Annotated in this window: 20 protein-coding genes, 1 tRNA gene and 1 pseudogene; 12 read left to right on the top strand and 10 right to left on the bottom strand. The window is 27.8% G+C overall.

The window, feature by feature from the left end; genetic code table 11:
- Positions 1-20 precede the first annotated feature (20 nt).
- Positions 21-377 (bottom strand): cation:proton antiporter subunit C, encoded by a 357-nt coding sequence (locus HZY31_RS04760; protein ID WP_297318299.1) that lies wholly within the window; start codon positions 375-377, stop codon positions 21-23.
- Between the two features lie 115 nt (positions 378-492).
- On the opposite strand from HZY31_RS04760, the gene HZY31_RS04755 reads away from it, so the two are divergent.
- From HZY31_RS04755 to HZY31_RS04745, 3 genes are all read left to right on the top strand, one after another.
- A tRNA-Val gene (locus HZY31_RS04755) sits at positions 493-569 on the top strand.
- An 89-nt stretch (positions 570-658) separates the two neighbouring features.
- Complete coding sequence (gene truD, locus HZY31_RS04750; protein WP_297318298.1) at positions 659-1,849, top strand: tRNA pseudouridine(13) synthase TruD; 1,191 nt, start codon at positions 659-661, stop codon at positions 1,847-1,849.
- Between the two features lie 56 nt (positions 1,850-1,905).
- Entirely contained in the window at positions 1,906-3,084 is a 1,179-nt protein-coding gene (locus HZY31_RS04745; protein ID WP_297318297.1) for a TraB family protein, read from the top strand.
- 18 nt (positions 3,085-3,102) lie between these two features.
- Here HZY31_RS04745 and HZY31_RS04740 read toward each other — a convergent pair whose 3' ends face one another.
- Genes HZY31_RS04740 through wtpB form a run of 3 tightly spaced genes read right to left on the bottom strand, consistent with a single transcriptional unit; the run spans position 3,103 to position 5,659 of the window.
- Entirely contained in the window at positions 3,103-3,957 is an 855-nt protein-coding gene (locus HZY31_RS04740) for a ribose-phosphate diphosphokinase (protein ID WP_297318296.1), read from the bottom strand.
- 16 nt (positions 3,958-3,973) lie between these two features.
- Complete coding sequence (locus HZY31_RS04735) at positions 3,974-4,870, bottom strand: ATP-binding cassette domain-containing protein (protein ID WP_297318295.1); 897 nt, start codon at positions 4,868-4,870, stop codon at positions 3,974-3,976.
- 30 nt (positions 4,871-4,900) lie between these two features.
- Entirely contained in the window at positions 4,901-5,659 is a 759-nt protein-coding gene (gene wtpB / locus HZY31_RS04730; RefSeq protein WP_297318294.1) for a tungstate ABC transporter permease WtpB, read from the bottom strand.
- 80 nt (positions 5,660-5,739) lie between these two features.
- Here wtpB and HZY31_RS04725 point away from each other — a divergent pair, with 80 nt between their 5' ends.
- From HZY31_RS04725 to HZY31_RS04705, 5 genes are read left to right on the top strand one after another with little or no spacing between them, the layout of a single operon-like run.
- Positions 5,740-6,723, top strand: coding sequence for a methanogenesis marker 12 protein (locus HZY31_RS04725; RefSeq protein ID WP_297318293.1), 984 nt, complete (start codon positions 5,740-5,742; stop codon positions 6,721-6,723).
- A gap of 10 nt (positions 6,724-6,733) precedes the next feature.
- The gene (gene mtxX, locus HZY31_RS04720) at positions 6,734-7,474 is read left to right on the top strand and encodes a methanogenesis marker protein Mmp4/MtxX (RefSeq protein ID WP_297318292.1); all 741 of its coding nucleotides are present in this window, start codon (positions 6,734-6,736) and stop codon (positions 7,472-7,474) included.
- Between the two features lie 49 nt (positions 7,475-7,523).
- Positions 7,524-8,327, top strand: a complete 804-nt coding sequence (uppS, locus tag HZY31_RS04715) for a polyprenyl diphosphate synthase (RefSeq protein ID WP_297318348.1) — start codon at positions 7,524-7,526, stop codon at positions 8,325-8,327.
- Complete coding sequence (locus HZY31_RS04710; protein WP_297318291.1) at positions 8,324-8,827, top strand: protease complex subunit PrcB family protein; 504 nt, start codon at positions 8,324-8,326, stop codon at positions 8,825-8,827. Before uppS ends, HZY31_RS04710 begins: the two co-directional genes overlap by 4 nt.
- A gap of 49 nt (positions 8,828-8,876) precedes the next feature.
- The gene (locus HZY31_RS04705; protein ID WP_297318290.1) at positions 8,877-9,677 is read left to right on the top strand and encodes an MBL fold metallo-hydrolase; all 801 of its coding nucleotides are present in this window, start codon (positions 8,877-8,879) and stop codon (positions 9,675-9,677) included.
- An 8-nt stretch (positions 9,678-9,685) separates the two neighbouring features.
- Here the strand turns inward: HZY31_RS04705 and HZY31_RS04700 are convergent, their stop codons facing one another.
- Complete coding sequence (locus tag HZY31_RS04700) at positions 9,686-10,972, bottom strand: flippase (RefSeq protein WP_297318289.1); 1,287 nt, start codon at positions 10,970-10,972, stop codon at positions 9,686-9,688.
- Positions 10,973-11,108: 136 nt separating this feature from the next.
- Between HZY31_RS04700 and rrmJ the strand changes: the two genes are divergently transcribed.
- Complete coding sequence (gene rrmJ / locus HZY31_RS04695) at positions 11,109-11,846, top strand: 23S rRNA (uridine(2552)-2'-O)-methyltransferase (protein WP_297318288.1); 738 nt, start codon at positions 11,109-11,111, stop codon at positions 11,844-11,846.
- Between the two features lie 12 nt (positions 11,847-11,858).
- Here rrmJ and HZY31_RS04690 read toward each other — a convergent pair whose 3' ends face one another.
- Positions 11,859-12,884 carry an adenylosuccinate synthetase gene (locus tag HZY31_RS04690; protein ID WP_297318287.1) on the bottom strand — a complete coding sequence of 342 codons (1,026 nt, stop codon included), beginning with the start codon at positions 12,882-12,884 and terminating at the stop codon, positions 11,859-11,861.
- 99 nt (positions 12,885-12,983) lie between these two features.
- Complete coding sequence (gene surE, locus HZY31_RS04685) at positions 12,984-13,790, bottom strand: 5'/3'-nucleotidase SurE (protein WP_297318286.1); 807 nt, start codon at positions 13,788-13,790, stop codon at positions 12,984-12,986.
- A 138-nt stretch (positions 13,791-13,928) separates the two neighbouring features.
- Here surE and HZY31_RS04680 point away from each other — a divergent pair, with 138 nt between their 5' ends.
- Both HZY31_RS04680 and HZY31_RS04675 read left to right on the top strand, forming a co-directional pair.
- Complete coding sequence (locus tag HZY31_RS04680; protein ID WP_297318285.1) at positions 13,929-14,738, top strand: DUF7839 domain-containing protein; 810 nt, start codon at positions 13,929-13,931, stop codon at positions 14,736-14,738.
- A gap of 3 nt (positions 14,739-14,741) precedes the next feature.
- Positions 14,742-15,356 (top strand): 16S rRNA (pseudouridine(914)-N(1))-methyltransferase Nep1, encoded by a 615-nt coding sequence (locus HZY31_RS04675; protein WP_297318284.1) that lies wholly within the window; start codon positions 14,742-14,744, stop codon positions 15,354-15,356.
- 5 nt (positions 15,357-15,361) lie between these two features.
- Here HZY31_RS04675 and HZY31_RS04670 read toward each other — a convergent pair whose 3' ends face one another.
- Complete coding sequence (locus HZY31_RS04670; protein WP_463671220.1) at positions 15,362-16,411, bottom strand: M42 family metallopeptidase; 1,050 nt, start codon at positions 16,409-16,411, stop codon at positions 15,362-15,364.
- A 344-nt stretch (positions 16,412-16,755) separates the two neighbouring features.
- On the bottom strand, positions 16,756-17,367 hold the full coding sequence (dcd, locus tag HZY31_RS04665) for a dCTP deaminase (protein WP_297318283.1): 612 nt from the start codon (positions 17,365-17,367) through the stop codon (positions 16,756-16,758).
- A 100-nt stretch (positions 17,368-17,467) separates the two neighbouring features.
- On the opposite strand from dcd, the gene HZY31_RS04660 reads away from it, so the two are divergent.
- Complete coding sequence (locus HZY31_RS04660) at positions 17,468-18,235, top strand: SAM hydrolase/SAM-dependent halogenase family protein (protein WP_297318282.1); 768 nt, start codon at positions 17,468-17,470, stop codon at positions 18,233-18,235.
- Positions 18,236-18,503: 268 nt separating this feature from the next.
- On the opposite strand, the pseudogene HZY31_RS04655 reads toward HZY31_RS04660, so the two are convergent.
- Positions 18,504-18,646 (bottom strand): annotated as a pseudogene (locus HZY31_RS04655) (IS6 family transposase); the annotation flags it as partial.

Raw genomic sequence — 18,646 nt, 5'->3', positions numbered from 1 at the left:
TCTCCCCTCAAAAAATTATATTAATCTTCTTTCAATATTACAGAACTTTTTAGTGTTTTATACTTTTTATATAAAATTATAGAAACTCCAAGCATTACTGCAAGCATAGATGCTTCAATAACTATGTTGGTTAAAACCAATGCCTGAGTTAAAGGATATGCAGATTTATTAGCAAAAACCTCTACTGGAACATTTGGAAGTTTTATAGGAATTGTTCCTCCATTGTATCCAATGGTTATTAAAACTAAATTTATTCCACTTCCCATAATTTCTAAGGCTATTATTTTTTTCAAAATATTATCAACAAAAAATACTCCATACAACCCTATAATTACTAAAATTCCTGATGCTATAAAGGAAACAATCTGAAAATCCATTTCCTTCACCAGAAATTTATCATTATCATTAATGACAGATTACAACTAAAAGTATATAAATATTGCGTTGGAAAATTTTATATTGGCAAACAGTAACTTTTTAAATAATTACTATGGGCTCGTGGTCTAGATGGCTATGATGCCGCCCTCACAAGGCGGTGGTCGCGGGTTCAAATCCCGCCGAGCCCACCAATCTTTATAACTATACTTTGATTTTTCTTTATTTTAATATGATTTTAATTATTTTAACTTTTTTATTTTAATTATAGATGGTGTATATTATGAAACTTAGGATGAAACCGGAGGATTTTATCGTTGAAGAAATTATCGATTTTAATAAGATATCAGGAAAAAAATGTTATTTATATAAATTAACAAAGAGAAACATTGAAAGTTTAAAAGCATCTTCATACATTTCTAAGAAATTTAGAATTCCCTTAAAAGATATTGGATACTGTGGATTGAAAGATAAGCATGCATTAACTACTCAATATATCTCTATCCCAAAAAAATATGGAAAATTACATTTAGATGAGATAAATTTAAAATTAGACCTCGTAGGGGAGTCAAAATTTTTATTATTAGGGGATTTAGAAGGAAATAAATTTACTATAACTGTTAGAGGATTAAAAAAAGATGATATTCCAAAAATTAAAAAAAATTTGAAATATTTACATTATGGAGCACCAAATTATTTTGATAGTCAGAGATTTGGAAGCGTTTTTGATAGAAAATTTATTGCAAAGGAAATTATAAAAGGAAATTATGAAGAGGCAGTAAAAATAATATTAACAAAGTATAAAAAGTCTGAAAAAAAGATAATAAAAGATTTAAAAAGATTTATAAATAAAAATTGGGGAGATTGGGAAAAAGTTTGGAACTACATTAAAGAAAATAATATAAAGGCAAGATTATATGTAAATATGGTTAAAGAATTAAAAAAGAGTAATGATTACAAAAAAGCATTGAGTTATGTTGATGATAGATTAAAAAAGATATTTGTAGCGGCATATCAGAGTTATCTATGGAATGAATGCGTAAAAGAACTTTTAATAAGTTATATTCCCAAAGAAGATAGAATTTATTACGAATATGAGGCAGGAACTTTAATGTTTTATAAGAAAATAGATAATGAGATTTTTGAAACGCTAAAAGATAAAAAATTTCCAACAATAGCCCCTGATATAGAATATAATGAACAACATAAAGAAATTATAGATAAAATTTTAAAAAGGGAAGTTTTATCAATGGAAGATTTAAACAATATAGGAGATTTCGGTAGATTTATATACACTGAGAGGAAAATTTTATCAATACCTAAAAACTTAAATATTGGTGAATTTGAAGAGGATGAATTAAATAAAGGTAAATACAAAATAACTTTAAGTTATGAATTGGAAAAAGGTAGTTATGCAACAATTATAATAAAAAGAGCATTCTTAGGAGTTAAAACTAAAAAAAGATTCAGATAAAATATATTATTAAAATTTTAAATTAAATTTAAGGTTTTAAATTAAAGGTGGTTGTTTTGAAACATATAAGAATATTTAATGGAGTTAATGAATGCGATATTTACCTAATTGGAACTGCTCACGTCTCTAAAGATAGCGTTAAAGAGGTTGAAGAAGTTATTACAAATTTAAATCCTGATGGTGTTGCAGTAGAACTTGATTATAAAAGATTTTTATCCTTAATTTCAGAGGAGAATAAAAAAATAGATGTTAAAAAGGTATTAAAGGAGGGAAACTTTATAAAATTCTTTATTTATTTAATTTTGGCTAATTCACAAAAAAAGATTGGAGAGAGTTTTGGTATAAATCCTGGAAGCGAAATGAAAAAATCCATAGAAATAGCACAAAAAAATGGAATTCCTATATATTTAATTGATAGAGAGATAGATATAACATTATCAAGATTATTAGACAAAATGTCTTTTAGAGAAAAAATAAAAGTTTTGTGGAATTTATTAAACACTGAAGGGGAAAATTTGGAACTTAATGAAAATTTACTAAATGAGATGGTTAAAAATCCTGAAAAATTTACAAAGATGTTAAAAGATATTTCTCCAACTATATATGAGGTTTTAGTAGATGAGAGAGATAAATATATGGCTAAGGAGTTATTTGAACTTAGTAAGGGTAAAAATTCAATCGTTGCCGTAATTGGGGCTGGGCATGTTGAAGGAGTTATAAGATATTTAAAACAACTTGAAAATGGAGAAGACATTGATATATATGAATTAACAAAAGTAAAGAGAAAAAATAAAAGATTTACAAAGATTTTAACTTATGGAATTTCATTTACTATATTTTTAATATTTTTATATGCTATATACTATGCATTTAATAATCCAGAGTTGTTAAAGATGATAACATTTCAATGGGTATTATTTACTGGTGGATTGTCTGCTTTAGGTGTTCTTTTAGCGAGAGGTAAGTTAATAACCGCATTGATAGCATTTCTTTCAGCACCTATAACTACTCTAATCCCACTACCCTTAGCGGCTGTTGGAACTATTGCTGGACTTGTAGAGTTAAAGTATAGAGAAATAACTGATAAGGATATAGTTGGCTTACTAAATGCTGAATCAATTAAAGAACTTTTTAACAACAATTTATTTAAAGTTTTGTTAGTGGCCACTCTCTCTAATATAGGAGCATCTATTGGTGTTTTCTACTGCTTGGGTAAGTTTGTAGGATTTTTATAAAATTATAAAATAAAAAGTTTATAATAGATTAACGATAATATCTGCAACGCTAACTTTACTTACCTCTGATAAATATGTATCTGTTCCAACAACTTCCTCAACACCTGCTGAGTAAAGTTTATTTAAAGCGTCTCCAATTAATAATGGATGAACGCAGGCAGAGATTATTTTTTTAGCACCTTGCTCTTTTAATAATTTAACCGCAGTCGCCATTGTTCCTCCAGTTGAGATAATATCATCTATGATTAAAACATCTCTATTATTAACATCTAATGTTTTTGGAGCTATTTGAATCTCAGTTGGAGATAATCTCGTTTTTTCTAAGTAGTCATATTCAGCATTTAACACTTTTGATGCAGTTTTAGCAAATTCTAATGCCCCCTTGTCTGGGGCTAAAACAATTGGATTATCTAACTTATCTTTAACATACTCTGCCAATTTAGGAATAGCGTCTCCATAAACAAAAGGAATTGTAAAAAAGTCCTTTATATGTATTTCATGAGGATTTATAGTTATTAATTTGTCTGTTATGTTTGAATATATTTTTGCCAATGCTTTAATACTTACAGCCTCTCCAGGATTGAATTTTTTATCTTGCCTTGCATACGCCAAATAAGGAACTACTAATGTTATTTTTTCAACGCCTTCATCTCTCAAAGCGTCGCACAATAAAATAGTCTCTATTATCGCATCATTTTGATTTTTTTGCGTGTTTATTACTACTGCTTCATTATCATTTATCTCATCTACAATCCTAACATAAATCTCATTATCTGGGAATCTTTTATACTCTACTCTTGTTAATTTAGTATCTAAAAGATTAGATACTTTAAAAGCTAAATTTTGCGACTGACTTCCTGAAACTACTATCACACTATCACCTTATTTCTTATGAAGATAATTTTATCTTATTTCTAAACTCTAAACCTACTCTATCACCAATATTTAAATCCATTTCTGTAAATGACTTGATTAAGTAATTTTTATATTTAATGAACACCTTTTTATACTTTCCATAGTCAATAACATTTATAACTATTCCATCATTTCCATTTTTTATAATTACATCTTCAGGAGATATTGCCTCATTATCTATTACATTAAATCCTAAGAACTCTGCTACTTTTCTATTATTAGGTTTTTTTAATATATCCTTATCTCCAAAGGCTATAAGTTCTCCGTCCATAAATATGCCTACTTTTTCTCCCAATGTTCTTGCCTCTGCTAAATCGTGAGTTATATGCAAAACAGGAATATCTTTTATTTTTTTTAGTTCTGATATTATGCTTTCTTTGATTCTAATATCTAATGCAGAAGTTGGCTCATCTAAGAGTAAAATAGATGGATTTAATACTAACGCCCTCGCTAAAGATACTCTTTGTTGCTCTCCTCCACTCAATGTTTTAATATCTCTGTCTAATAGATGAGATATATTTAAAAATTCTGCAATTTCTTTAACTTTTCTATCAATCTCTAACTTATCAACTTTCCTTATTATTAAACCGTAGGCAATGTTTTTATATACATTTTTATTTGGAAATAATGCATAATTTTGTGGAACATATCCAACATTTCTTTTTTCTGGAGGTAGGTTTGTTATATCCCTACTATTTAATATAATTTTCCCAGAGTTTACCTTTAGAATCCCTGCAATGCATTTTATAAGAACTGACTTTCCCGCACCACTTGGTCCTAAAATTACGCAGTATTCATTACTTATTTCAAAAGAAACATTTTTCAATTTAAAATCTTTCCAAATCTTTGATAGATTACAAACTTTAAGCATCTTTATCCCTATTAACTTTAACTTTTTATTTTATCCAGTATTTTTTATTCTCTGTTTTCTTAGCATTCTAAGTATTGCAAACAAAATAATGCTAACTATAATCATTGCTACAGATATTGGTTTCGATGCATTTAAACCAAAACTCATAAATCTCTCCAATATTAAAACTGGAACTGTTTTTGGATAGTATGCAATTATTAATAATGCTCCAACTTCACTAATTCCTCTTGCAAAACTTAAAATTACTCCAGAAATAATATTATTTTTTATTAATGGTAGGGAAATTTCAAAAAATGTCCTTATCTTTGAAGCCCCCAAAGTTCTTGATACATATTCAATTTCTTCATCTACATTTAAAAACCCATCTCTTATACTATTAACCATAAAAGGAATCCCTACGAATAGATAAACAATAACTATTCCAAAAAAGTTATCAACAACATAATTTTCAATAAACTTTATTACATTAACTCCATAGATAAAAGATAATATTAAAATCCCAATAACGCTATGAGGAATTGCCATTGGCAAATCAAAAACAGCCTCAACAAAATTTTTAAATTTAAAATCGTATCTTGCCAAAATATATCCAGTAGGAATTCCAAAGATTAAGGCTATTAATGTAGATACAGTCCCAGCTAACAATGTCGTTTTAAATGCATCTATAACTTCATTATCTAACAACACTCTTAAATCTCCTGGATTTATTAACATATAGACAATTGGCAAAAATATGAACAGAAATATTATTATTAAAAATATTGACATTAAAATGTCGAATTTTTCCATACTCATCCCCAGTGGTAATTAAACTACTTAACTATATAAAATTTATGTTAATTTATATTAATGAACATAAGGTGAAGAGTATGATAACAGTAGGCATAGATCACGGAACATCTGGAATTACAACATGTATAAAAAATAATCACAAAAAAATAATATTCAAATTAAAAAGGAGTGAATTAAAAGAAAAATCTTATTTAGATGAGTTAAAAAAACATGTTTCTTTGGAGGATATTGATTTAATTGCTTTGACTTACTCAATGGGAGATGGTATAAACAAAATTCTACCAATAGAAAAAGTCAAAAACAGAGGAGTTTTAAGCATAGAAGGGGCTGGAGAAAAGGTTGGAGGAGGAACAAAAGTTTATGATGAAATTAAAGAATCAAATATTCCAACAGTAGTTATTCCAGGGCTACATAGAGGAATAGAGTGCTTAGATAGGAGATTTAGAGCGTTATATTCCCACATCGCCTCTCCAGAGAAAGTTTCAATTTCTTATTATGCTCACAAATTATTTGGATTTAAAGATTTTGTTTTATCAGACATTTCATCAAATACTGTAACTTTGCTAATAAAAAATGGCAAAATTTTTGGAGGGTTTGATGCCTGTGTAGGGGCATTAGGTATTTTACACGGCCCTATTGATTTAGAGATGATTAGAGATATAGATAGTAAAAAAATAACGGCAAATGAGGCTTTTTCTAAGGCAGGAGTTGTTAAAATAGCAAAACTTTACAAAGGTGTAGAAAATACAAAAGAAGAAATTATTAAAAATTACCTTACTGATGAAAATTGTAGGTTGGCTATTGACAGTTTAATTTTAAGTGTTTCTATGGAAATTAACAGTTTATTACCTTTGTTAGATAAAAACAAAAGGAGAGTTGTTTTAGCAGGATCTATTGGAACTCTCAAAGAGCCTATAAACATTCCAAAAAGAATTAAAGAATTTGTTGAATATAAAATATATGTTTTATATGGAGAGAGTGGAGCAATTGGAGGGGCGTTAATAGCAGAAGATATTTTAAAAGGGAAGAGAGATATTTTAGGTATTGAAGTGGAGTTTTAAAGTGATAACTATGTATGCGATAGGTTTAGGAAAAGAAAATAAAGAAGAAATTTTAAAAGCATACAATAAATTAAAAGAAGAGGGAATTGATGTTGTATTAATTGATAATGCAAAAGAATTGGTTGATAAATTATTATCAAAAGAATTGAAAGGGGCTATTAGAGGTTCTTTATCTTCATCAAAAGTTATTCCATATTTAAGAGAAAAAATAGGGAAATTTTATAGAGCATCTATTTTAAAAAACCCTTTCACAAACAATATTTTTTTACTTTCACCAGTTGGCATTGATGATATATCTGAAAATAAAGATGAAAGAATAAAAGACAAAATAAAAATTATTAATTATTCAATTAAATTTTTAAAATCCTATAATATTGAGCCAAAAGTTGCTTTACTCTCTGGTGGAAGATTAAATGATTTAGGTAGAAATAAAATAGTAGATGAGACAATATACGAAGCTGAAAAGATCTTAGAGTATTTTAAAGGTAAGTTTAATATAATACATAAAGGTATATTAATAGAAGAATATTTAAAGGATGATTGCAATATTATTATAGGTATTGATGGAATTTCTGGAAATCTTATTTTTAGATGCTTAGGATTAATTTGCAAAGTTCATGGGTATGGGGCAGTTATTTTATCAGATAAAAATATAAACTTTATAGATACGAGTAGAAACGCTAATTGGGAGAGATATTACAATGCTGTCAAATTTTTAGCAGGTGAAAGTTTTGATTTATTCAAAAAATAGCTCAATTAATGTAAAAAATAACTATAAATTAACCAAAAAATTAAAGAGTATTGGTAAAAGGGTAGTTTTAGATTTTTATAAATTTTTGGAAAAGTCAAAGATTTTAAAAATTTACGAGAAAATATTAGAGGAATCTATTGATAAAGATAATTTACCAAAACACATAGCCATAATTATGGATGGTAATAGAAGAACTGCTGAAATTTATGGGAAGGATAAATATTATGGGCACTACTTAGGGGCTGAGAAAGTTAGAGAGGTTTTAAAATGGGCGAGAGAATTGGGGATTAAAGTAGTTACATTATATGCTTTTTCAACTGAAAATTTTAATAGACCTAAGGAAGAAGTTAATAAACTTATGGAACTCTTTGAAAAAAAGTTTTATGAAATTGCTGATGACAAAGAAATACATAAATATAAAGTTAGAGTTAGAGCAATTGGTAGAATTCACTTATTACCTGAAAATGTTCAAAAAGCCATAAAATATGCTGAAAATAAAACGAAAAACTATAACAATTTTTTTGTAAATATCGCCATTGCCTATGGAGGACAACAGGAAATAATTGACGCAGTTAAAAAGATAGCATGGAAAGTTAAAATTGGAGAAATTGATCCAGAAGATATTGACAAAGAATTAATAGATAAACATCTATATACTTCTGATTTACAATATCCAAACCCAGATTTAATTATTAGAACTTCTGGAGAAGAGAGAATTAGCAATTTTTTAATTTGGCAGAGTTCCTATTCAGAGTTATATTTTTGCGATATATACTGGCCATTATTTAGAAAAATTGATTTTTTAAGGGCTATAAGAGAATATCAAAGGAGACATAGGAGGTTTGGTAAATGAAAACTATAAAAATATTCTTCCTTTTTCTTATTTTTGTTGTATTATTCTGTGGATGTTTTGAAAACCCTGAAATACATAAAAACTATTCTATTATAAATAAATCAAATATAGAAAATTCATCTTGTTATGATTATAATAATACCGTTTATTTTAATAATTCTAAATTACAAAATATAACTGAAAATAAAATTAAAAATAACTCAGTAAAACTTTTAAATTATGAAATAATCGCCTATGGCTCTTTTGGAGAAAAACATAGTGGATATTATTTCTATAATAAAGATAATAAAACCTTTATAGTTATAAATTTAGGAGAAATGCCCACAGCAGGATATAAAATAAACATTATAAATGTAACAAAAACATCTAATGGAATTATAGTTTATTATAATGTTACTCCTCCAAAGGATTTTGCTACGATGGTTATAACTTATCCCTATATAGAGATATGTGTAAATGGATCATACAACAATGTGAAATGTAGGAATGTTAATAAATAAGTTTAAGACTATAAAATTATAAATTTAAAATAAATGGAGTTGTGGTATTTTGAGGGTAGAGATTATATTTTTAGGTAGTGGTGGTGGTCGATGGGCTACAATTACTCAAAAAAGAGCCACAGGAGGATTTAGAATACATACTAATGAACTTAGAATGCATGTAGATCCTGGACCAGGGGCTATTGTAAGATTAAACGAACTAAAAATATCTCCTTGGAGAACTAATGTTTTATTTATCTCTCACTGTCATCCAGATCATTATACAGATGGAGAGATTATTGTTGAGGCTATAACTCAAGGAATGACAAAAAAAAGAGGAATTTTTTTAGGAAATCTCTCAGTTGTTGAAGGTTTTGGAGAGTATGAGTATGTTATATCTAAGTATCATCAGTCAAAACTTGAAAAAGTTCAGGTTTTATATCCAGGAGATGAAATAAGTTTATATGACACTAAACTTAAAGCAACTCATACTAAGCATGGAGATCCTTTTGGTATTGGTTTTAGATTATCAACAATTTTTGGAGATATTGGTTATACTTCGGATACAGAATTTATTCCAGAACTTATTGAGGATTTTGACGGAGTTAGGATTTTAATAGCGAATGTTGTTAGAAAGAAAAATGAAAGAATTAAAGGACATTTATGTTCAAACGACGTTATAGATTTAATAAATTCAATGAAGAAGAAGCCAGAATTGTTAATAATGACACATATGGGAGTTAGAATGACTAACCCCCAAATAGAGGCGGAGTATATTTCACAAAACACAGGAATTGAAGTAATTCCAGCAAAGTTAGGATTAAAAGTTGAACTTTTAAATGGCTATTATAAGTATCAGTTAATGAAATAATTTAAAAATTAAAGATTTCTATTTTTCTTTAAAATTACAAAAACTCCAACTAAAAATATGGTTATTGATGTTATTAATGTGGCTAAACTACCCCCAACGATTCCATAGAGTTTTACTAAAATTAAATTTAGAATAATATTTAAAATTATTCCAAATAAAATTATATAGAAGGATATTTTTGCATATCCTAAGCCCTGTAATGTTGTAGATATTAAGGTATAGTAACTCATAAATAATGAAGAGATTGCTAAAATTCTTAAACATAAGACACCTTCTGGATTTACAACATTAAAAAATGCCTTTAAAGGAATTTCTGGGAAAAATAAACAACCAATAACAAAAATTGATGAAAAAAGAGTATTTTGAATTATACCATTTTTTAATATCTTTAAATCTTTGGATTTTGAAATTCTTGGAAGTAAAGGGATAGAAATAGCAGAAGCAAACATAAAAATTCCTCTTGATATTAGAGAAGAGTATCCATAAATTCCACTCCAAAATCCCCCCATAATAGACATTATTATAATGTTATCAATGTCTCCAAATAACCTGTAAGATGATGAAGTTAAGGCGATAGGTATAGAGTATTTCAAAACCTTTAAATTGAAATCTGAGAAAATGTTTTTTATACTGCTTTTTACTATGTTTTTTATTTTTTGAAGTTTTAATTTAAGTTCTAATTTTACTTCTTTGTTTGATTTATTACTTTCTTTATATAATATCCTATAAATCAAATAAACTCCAAAAATCCCAGATATTAAGTAAGAGAGAGATATAGACAATAATGAGCCAAAAATTTTAAAATATAATGTTAAAACAAATACTAAAATAACCTTTACAGTGTATTCAACTATCCATGTAGTTGATAGATGTTTAATTTTTAATAATCCTTGTAGTATTCCTCTTGAAAAGGCTATTAAAGTTGATGTTATTATACATAAACCAATCGCAAAATATAGTGAGTTATTTATAGATAAATAGTATCCTCCCAATATGTATTTTATGTAGGGAGTTATTAAAAAGCCAATAATAGAAAGTAAAACCATAGATAACAGTATTGGAATGTATTTATTAATATTTACATCTTTTTCCTCTGCTAAGAATTTTGCTATTGCAGGAGGAATTCCAGAAGAGAAAAAAATAGTTAAAGTGTCAGCAATTGGCATTAACCCTTTCAAAATTCCAAACGCCTCTGTTCCTAATAAAATTGCAGTTATAAAATAAAATAAATAAGCCATACCTTTTGAATACAAATTTGCCAATAATATGTAAATGCTATCCTTTGCCAAACTCATAAGAATCAACTTTTTTAATTTTTGTTATTTTTTATTGGTTTTTATTTTTTATAGCATTATATTTAAACATTGAACAACAACCTACAAATAAAACAAATAAATATATAAAGATATTAAAAAATTATTGGTGAAATTTATGGGTAGAAAAGACAAAAGATGGTTATTACAAAGAAAGAGAGATTTTTACTACAAATTGGCTAAAAAACTTAAATATCGTTCAAGAGCCTCATTCAAACTTATGCAGTTAAGCGAAAAGTTTAATATTATCAAGCCTGGAAAGATAGTTTTAGATTTAGGATGTGCTCCTGGTGGCTGGATGCAAGTTGCAAGAGAAATCGTTGGAGATAAAGGTTTTGTTATTGGTATAGATTTACAACCAGTTAAGCCATTTGAATATGACAATGTAGTAGCAATAAGAGGAGATTTTACTTTGGAAGAAAATCTAAACAAAATTAGGGAATTAATTCCAAACGAAGAGAAAAAGGTAGATGTAGTTATATGTGATGCTTCTCCAAACATAAGTGGTTATTGGGATGTAGATCACGCTCGTTCAATAGATTTGGTAACAACTGCTTTACAGATAGCAACTGAAATGCTTAAAGAGAGAGGAAATTTTGTTGCCAAAGTATTCTATGGAGATATGGTAAATGATTATGTTAATTTGGTTAAAAAATACTTTGAAAAAGTTTATATTACAAAGCCACAGGCATCAAGAAAGGAAAGTGCTGAAGTTTATGTTATAGGTAAGAGATACACTGGAAAAAAATGGGAGGAGAAAGATAGAATAAAAAGAATGGAAAAATTAAGTGAAGAGGATAATGAATTGTTAATTAAAAAAATTAAAGAAATGAAAAAATTAAAATCTAATAGTTAAATGTATATTAAATTACTTCAATTTTTCATCTCTTAAATCTATTGTTTGATGCATTTCTGGGCCAGTAGAAATTATAGTAACTGGAACTCCAGTAACTTCTTCAATCTTGTTTATAAACTTTTTTGCCTTATCACTCAATTTATTATAATCTGTTACTCCATAACACTCCTTATCATATTTATCCAATCCAGTTAAAGCAATCTGTGTCGCTCCATTCAACCTACAAGCTTTTCTTGCTAATTCAAAATCAAAATAACCTACTCTTCTCCTTCTTCCAGTAACTGTCCCATACTCTACTATTCCCAATTTCTCTGCTTCTTCTAAAGGCATCTCAGTTGGAAATGGTCCTGAACCTACTCTTGTAGGGAAACTTTTGAATACTACAATAACTTCATCTACTCTAGTAGGACCTATTCCAACATCAGCGGCAAATGATGATGCAGTTGTATCCTTAGAAGTTACATAAGGATAGGTTCCATAATATAATGATAATAAAGTCCCTTGTGTTCCTTCAATTAAAACATTTTCTCCTCTATCTAATGCATCATTTACCTCCTCAGAAACATCTCCTAAAAATTCTTTTAACTCCTCTATATCTTTTGCCTGTTTTAGAACTCTCAAAACTCTATCAACATTTGCAGGACCACAACCGCTTCCAGTAGTTCCAATTTCTTTGGCTAAGTGTTCATCACTTCTATCCATAATTTTATGTTTTTCTTCAATAATTCCACATCTATAATCTACAATTAATCTCTCTTTAACATTAAAATCTTTGAGCATTTCAACTTCTTTTAGTAAAACTTCTGGGTCTACCAAAACACCAGCCCCTATTGCTAATTTTGCTTCTTTGTATGGAAATCCCGTTGGAATCATCCTAATACCATAAGATTTATTTCCAATAGTTACTGTATGTCCTGCATTAGGTCCTACTCCACCTCTTGCAATAATTGAGGGCTTATCTTTATCACAAATATAGCTTATTATCTTTCCTTTCCCTTCATCTCCCCATTGTCCTCCAACTATTATAGTGCAAGTCAATAAAACCACCTTTTTTACTGTTCAAAACCTTATATTTTTTTGTGATTGTAATATTTAAAATTAATCAATATTAAACAATAAGGATTAATAAATTTAACATTATTTTTTAATATCACATAAAATTTTTCCATATTTCTTTTTAAATTCCTCTAAATTTTTAATAGTAGTATCTAATGTTAGGGGAGTTATTGAAATATGTCCTTTTTTTCTCAAAACATAAACATCAGTATCTTCCTCATCTTCGTATATTGGATATCCATCAATCCAGTAATAACTTCTACCTCTTGGATCTATTCTCTCCTCTACATGAGTGGAATACATCTTCTTAGCCAATCTTGTAATCTCTATTGGTGTCTCTAAGTTGGCTTTTTCTGGAATATTTACATTTAAAACATCGCAGGGCATATCATAATCTAAATATTTTTTAGCAATTTTTGTGGTAATCTTTGCAGGAATTTCAAAATTTATAGGAATTTCTAACTCTCTAAATTTTAAATGGTCTGATGTTATCTGTAAAGATGATGCTATTGCCTTAGATCCATGGTGAGCAGCTTCAAATGCCGCTCCCAAGGTTCCAGAGGTCATTATTTCAGTCCCAAGATTTTCTCCAATATTTATTCCTGATATAACTAAATCAGGAACTTTTTTTAATATTTGATAGATTCCTAAAATTACGCAGTCAGTAGGAGTTCCTGAAACAGCATAACCAACAATATCTTTAGTTAATTTAACTTTTGTCATCCTTAAAGGTTCAAATAAACTTATTGCTCTTCCAATACCACTCTGCTGATTTGTTGGGGCTACTATGGTTATGTTAGCCTCAGGAAACTCTTCTTTTAAAGATTTATATAATGCTATCAATGAGGGAGAGTAAATACCATCATCATTTACTAATAATATATCCATATCTAATCACCTATAATTTATAATTCAGTTTCACATTTTTATAGATACATTATATTAATCTATTAAAGTTATCTTTAACATTTAAATAGCAGGGAGATATAGATTATATTACAAACTAAATTTTATGAGGGAGTTCTTATGAAGAAGAGAAGTATAACTGAATTTCAAGTTTTATCTGAAATTATAAGAAAACAACCACACATAAAACAAAAGGATATTGCTGAAAATTTGGGAATAACAGTTCAGGCAGTTTCAGAGCATATAAGAAATTTAATCAAAGAAGGTTATGTTAAGTCAAGAGGTAGAGGAGAGTATGTAGTTACTGAAAAAGGTTTAAGAAAGTTAAAAAATTGGTTATCTGAATTTAAAGAATATTTAGATGAAATTAATTCTGCGGTTTATAGATATAAAGATATATGGCCAGCAATTGCAGATGAGGATGTTAAAGATGGTGATACAGTTTATTTATATATGAAAGAAGGTTTATTGTATGCTTCAAAGAAACCTAAAGGAGAAGCAAAGGCTAAAGTATTGTATGGAGGTAAAAAGGGAGAAGATATTTCTATCTGTGAAATCAAAGGAATTATAGATGTTCCAAAGGGTAGAGTTATAGTATTCAAAATCCCACCAGAAATTATTGGTGGATCAAGGGCTGTCAATTTTGATTTAATTAAAGATTATCTTAATAAGACCGATAATTATGTTGTAGCGACAATGGGAACTGTTGCCTATGTTGTAGCGAGAAAGTTAAATATTAAACCAGATATAAGATTTGCTGTTTTAGAAGGTATAGTAAATGCTTGCAATAGAGGATCTAATGTTATCGCTTTAATAACTGGAAAAATGGCTGAGAAAGTTATTAAAAGGTTAGATAATGCAAAAATTAGTTATACAGTATTAGATGCTACTAAACAACAATATAAAGATTTAATAAAAACTGAGGAATAAAATATGTATAATATAATTTTAGCAAAATCTGCCCTTGAATTGATACCTGAGGAAATAAAAAACAAAATAAAAAAGTCCAGAGTTTATAAATATGATATATTAGATTCTAATTATCATTATAAGGTTATGAAAAACTTAAAAGATAAAAGAATGAGAGGTAGGCCAGATATTATTCACATCTCCCTTTTAAATATTTTAGATAGTCCTATAAATCATGAAAGAAAATTAAACATTTATGTTCATACTTATGATGATAAAGTTTTAAAGATAAATCCTGAATTAAGGTTACCAAGAAATTATTTTAGATTCTTAGGAGTTATAGAAGATGTTTTAAAAGGGAAAAGAAATCCTTTAATAAAAATGGAAGAAAAAAGTTTGGAAGAGTTGTTAAATGATATTAACGCTAAAAAAATAGCCTTAATGACTAAACAGGGAAAATTAACAGAACCCTCTCAATTAAAAAACTATGACACCTTTATAGTTGGTGGATTTCCTTATGGAAAATTGAATGTTAATAGAAAAAAAGTTTTTGGAAAGATAGATGAGGTATCTATTTATAAAAAAGGTTTGATGGCTTGGACAGTTTGTGGAATTATCTGTTATGCTTTAAGTTTTTAAAAATCTTAGAAGAAATTATTAACCTCTTTTATAGTGTAATAAACTAAATAAGCAGTTTTTTCTAAATCTCTTTTATCAATAACTTCAACTGGTGTATGGATATATCTTGCTGGAACTGAGATAACACCAGTAGGAATTCCCTCTCTTGTTAAATGTATTGCTGTAGCATCAGTAGTCCCTCCCTCTCCAACTTCCCACTGAACATCTATCTTATACTTTTCAGAAACTGCTTTAATCATCTCTAAAACCTTTGGATGAGCTATTAATCCTCTCCCTGATGCATCTACTATTCCAACAACTGGCCCTTTCCCTAAATCAATTGGAGCATCTTCTTTTTTAATTCCAGGGTGGTCTCCTGCTATTGTTACATCTAACGCAATAGCAACATCTGGATTTATTTTAAACGCTGAAACTTTTGCCCCCTTTAATCCAACTTCTTCTTGGACTGTTCCAACTGCATAAACTTGGCAGTCAATATCTTTTTTAGATAATCTTTTCATAACCTCTAAAAGTATAGCACAGCCTACTCTATCATCAAATGCTTTTCCTGCCAATCTATGTTTTCCTAACTCATAAACTTCACTCAAAAAGGAAACCCATGTCCCAATATTAACTCCCATCTTTATAGCCTCTTCTCTACTTTCAGCTCCTATATCTATAAACATATCTTCATATTTTATTAATTTATTTTTTTCATCCTCTTTCATTTTGTGTGGTGGCTTAGAACCAAGAACACCTATTAAGTCTCCTTTTTCCCCATGAACTACAACTTTTTGATTTAATATAGTTGGGTCATAAATTCCTCCAATTTTTGTGAATTTTAAGAAACCATTTTCATCAATGTATTTAACCATCAAACCAATCTCATCCATATGAGCGGCAATCATTATTTTTTTTCCTTTATCTCCTTTTTTGGCAATTAAGTTCCCAAAGTTGTCAATAATTACCTCATCACAGTATTTTTCTAATTCTTTTTTCATAAATTCTCTAACGCTGTCTTCTCTCCCAGAAATTCCGTGTAATTTTGAGAGTTTTTTTAAATATCCTATAATCATAATTTTCACCCTAAACATTTATTTTCAATATTTTTCATTAATGTCAGAAAATAAATATTTTTTGAAACACCTAATAGTTCTGTTTTGATATCTTATAAATAATACTATTTTTATGAATTTTCATATTTGTATAATATTTACTCTCGAGACTTGATAATATCAAATCATAAAAATTTTCTATTTTTTATTATAACAATATTATGATTTTGATATTTTTCATATTGCTATAATATTTTTTTGATATTTTTCTTATTTTGTATTATTCAAAAGGAAATTTTCCCGAGACTTGTTATTACTCTTGGAAAGTATATAAATATGTAAATATAAAAATTAGTTATGAACACTTAAAACCCTTTAAAATCATTATGTATTAAGGAAGGCATGACAGTTTTTTGATATGCATATTTTGAGCCTTTTTTCTCACAATAGCCAATTTCTGCGGGGGTATTTAATTTGAAAAATATTAACTGTCCTATTCTCATTCCAGAATATAATATAACTGGTTTATCATGAGCTACTATCTCTAAGGTAATCTTTCCTTTAAAACCTGCGTCAATAAATCCAGCAGTTTGATGTGATGTTAAAAATACCCTTCCTAAGCTACTTCTACCTTGATAAAAAGATGTTATTTCCTTAGGTAGTTCTATATACTCGTTTGTAGATCCTAATATTCCTCCTTTAACTACATAATCAACATTATATTTTTCTTTAAAGTATTCTATTTTTTCTTTATTTAGAGTATAATTTATAGGACAAACTAATATAGATTTTTTTATTTTTATCTTTTTATATTTCAATTCTTTTGATAAATCATAAATTTCATCATCATATATTATAAATTCATCACTCAATGTTACATCATAAGATGACGGGCCTAAATACTCTCTATTAAAAGGTTCTATAATTAATTTATTTTCATTTATCAACTTAATAATATCTTTGTCGCTTAAAATCATAATATCACCTTACATTATATCTATGATAATATGTAAGGATAAAAGGAAGTTAGTTTAAAGTAAATATACGAACTATATAAATTAACTTTTTGGTGATGAGATGGATATTATAACATTAACAACTGACTTTGGATTTAGTGAAGGATATGTAGGAGCAATGAAGGGCAGAATTTTAGAAATTTTAAAAAAACATAATAAAGATGCAAAAATAATTGATATTTCTCATGAAGTAAGGCAATTTAATATATATCATGGGGCTTATGTTTTATTAACATCTATCCCTTACTATCCACCATCAGTTCATATTGCTGTAATAGATCCAACAGTTGGGAGTGAAAGGAATTCAATTGTTGTTGAAACAAAAAATGGTCATTACTTAGTAGGTCCAGACAATGGGTTATTTACTTATGTTGTAGAAAGATTAGGAATAAAGAGGATTATAAAAATTGACGAAAGTAAATATAATCCATCTTCAACCTTTCATGGCAGAGATGTATATGCAGTAGTTGGAGCAGAGATATTAATAAATAACGATTATGAGGGAGAGAAATTAAAAAGTATAGTTACATTGGACAATGAAAAAAAGAGAGTTATTCACATAGATAGGTTTGGAAACATAGTAACAAATATTAAAGCTTCTGAAGTTAAATTTAAATATTATGAGGATGTTTTAATTAAAATAAAAACAAAAAATGGAGATAAAATAATTAAATGCAAATTTGTTAAATCGTATTTTGAAGGAGGAGATAACTTTATATGTTTAATAAATAGTGAAAGATTTTTAGAAATATCTAAATTTATGGACAATGCTTCAAAATTATTGGGCGTAGATTACTTAGATGAGGTAGAAATTATTAATATTCTTTAAATATTTAAATTTTCACATCTCAATGCTTCCCTCGCTAAAAATTGTTATTTTTTGATTTAGGGGATTTTAATTTGAGATTATTGGATTTTAAAAATTTTTATCAAATTTCGAAGGGTCTTTTATTTTAATTAATTTGAATATTTAATTTTATTAAATTATTAAGATTTTTTGGAGATTTTATTTAATTGTTTCTATCTTCAATTTTCCACGATAATTAGGTTAATATTAAAAATTTTAAGAATTTTTAAGTAAATAAATAAAGAGATTGTCAAGATAAGGATAAGAGGTAGTTATAGATGGAGGCGAAAGAATTAAGCCAGGAGATAATGGTAATAAATTTGAAATTATTAGGGAATCTATTATAGAAGGACTTAGTTTTTCGTTTAAGGAGGGAGAAGAAGCTTTCTACAC

Origin of the sequence: Methanocaldococcus sp. (assembly GCF_024490875.1) — an archaeon.
Lineage (GTDB): Archaea > AGJL01 > Methanococci > Methanococcales > Methanocaldococcaceae > Methanocaldococcus.
Note: the sequence above shows the minus strand (reverse complement) of the source record. Positions and strands in the feature narration are given on the sequence as shown.

What these genes read in the sequence shown, in the direction of transcription:
- HZY31_RS04760 (WP_297318299.1), bottom strand. Translation starts at nt 377, where the DNA reads ATGGATTTTCAGATTGTTTCCTTTATAGCATCAGGAATTTTAGTAATT.
- truD (WP_297318298.1), top strand. Translation starts at nt 659, where the DNA reads ATGAAACTTAGGATGAAACCGGAGGATTTTATCGTTGAAGAAATTATC.
- HZY31_RS04735 (WP_297318295.1), bottom strand. Translation starts at nt 4,870, where the DNA reads ATGCTTAAAGTTTGTAATCTATCAAAGATTTGGAAAGATTTTAAATTG.
- wtpB (WP_297318294.1), bottom strand. Translation starts at nt 5,659, where the DNA reads ATGGAAAAATTCGACATTTTAATGTCAATATTTTTAATAATAATATTT.
- HZY31_RS04725 (WP_297318293.1), top strand. Translation starts at nt 5,740, where the DNA reads ATGATAACAGTAGGCATAGATCACGGAACATCTGGAATTACAACATGT.
- mtxX (WP_297318292.1), top strand. Translation starts at nt 6,734, where the DNA reads ATGTATGCGATAGGTTTAGGAAAAGAAAATAAAGAAGAAATTTTAAAA.
- HZY31_RS04710 (WP_297318291.1), top strand. Translation starts at nt 8,324, where the DNA reads ATGAAAACTATAAAAATATTCTTCCTTTTTCTTATTTTTGTTGTATTA.
- HZY31_RS04700 (WP_297318289.1), bottom strand. Translation starts at nt 10,972, where the DNA reads ATGAGTTTGGCAAAGGATAGCATTTACATATTATTGGCAAATTTGTAT.
- rrmJ (WP_297318288.1), top strand. Translation starts at nt 11,109, where the DNA reads ATGGGTAGAAAAGACAAAAGATGGTTATTACAAAGAAAGAGAGATTTT.
- surE (WP_297318286.1), bottom strand. Translation starts at nt 13,790, where the DNA reads ATGGATATATTATTAGTAAATGATGATGGTATTTACTCTCCCTCATTG.
- HZY31_RS04680 (WP_297318285.1), top strand. Translation starts at nt 13,929, where the DNA reads ATGAAGAAGAGAAGTATAACTGAATTTCAAGTTTTATCTGAAATTATA.
- HZY31_RS04675 (WP_297318284.1), top strand. Translation starts at nt 14,742, where the DNA reads ATGTATAATATAATTTTAGCAAAATCTGCCCTTGAATTGATACCTGAG.
- HZY31_RS04670 (WP_463671220.1), bottom strand. Translation starts at nt 16,411, where the DNA reads ATGATTATAGGATATTTAAAAAAACTCTCAAAATTACACGGAATTTCT.
- dcd (WP_297318283.1), bottom strand. Translation starts at nt 17,367, where the DNA reads ATGATTTTAAGCGACAAAGATATTATTAAGTTGATAAATGAAAATAAA.
- HZY31_RS04660 (WP_297318282.1), top strand. Translation starts at nt 17,468, where the DNA reads ATGGATATTATAACATTAACAACTGACTTTGGATTTAGTGAAGGATAT.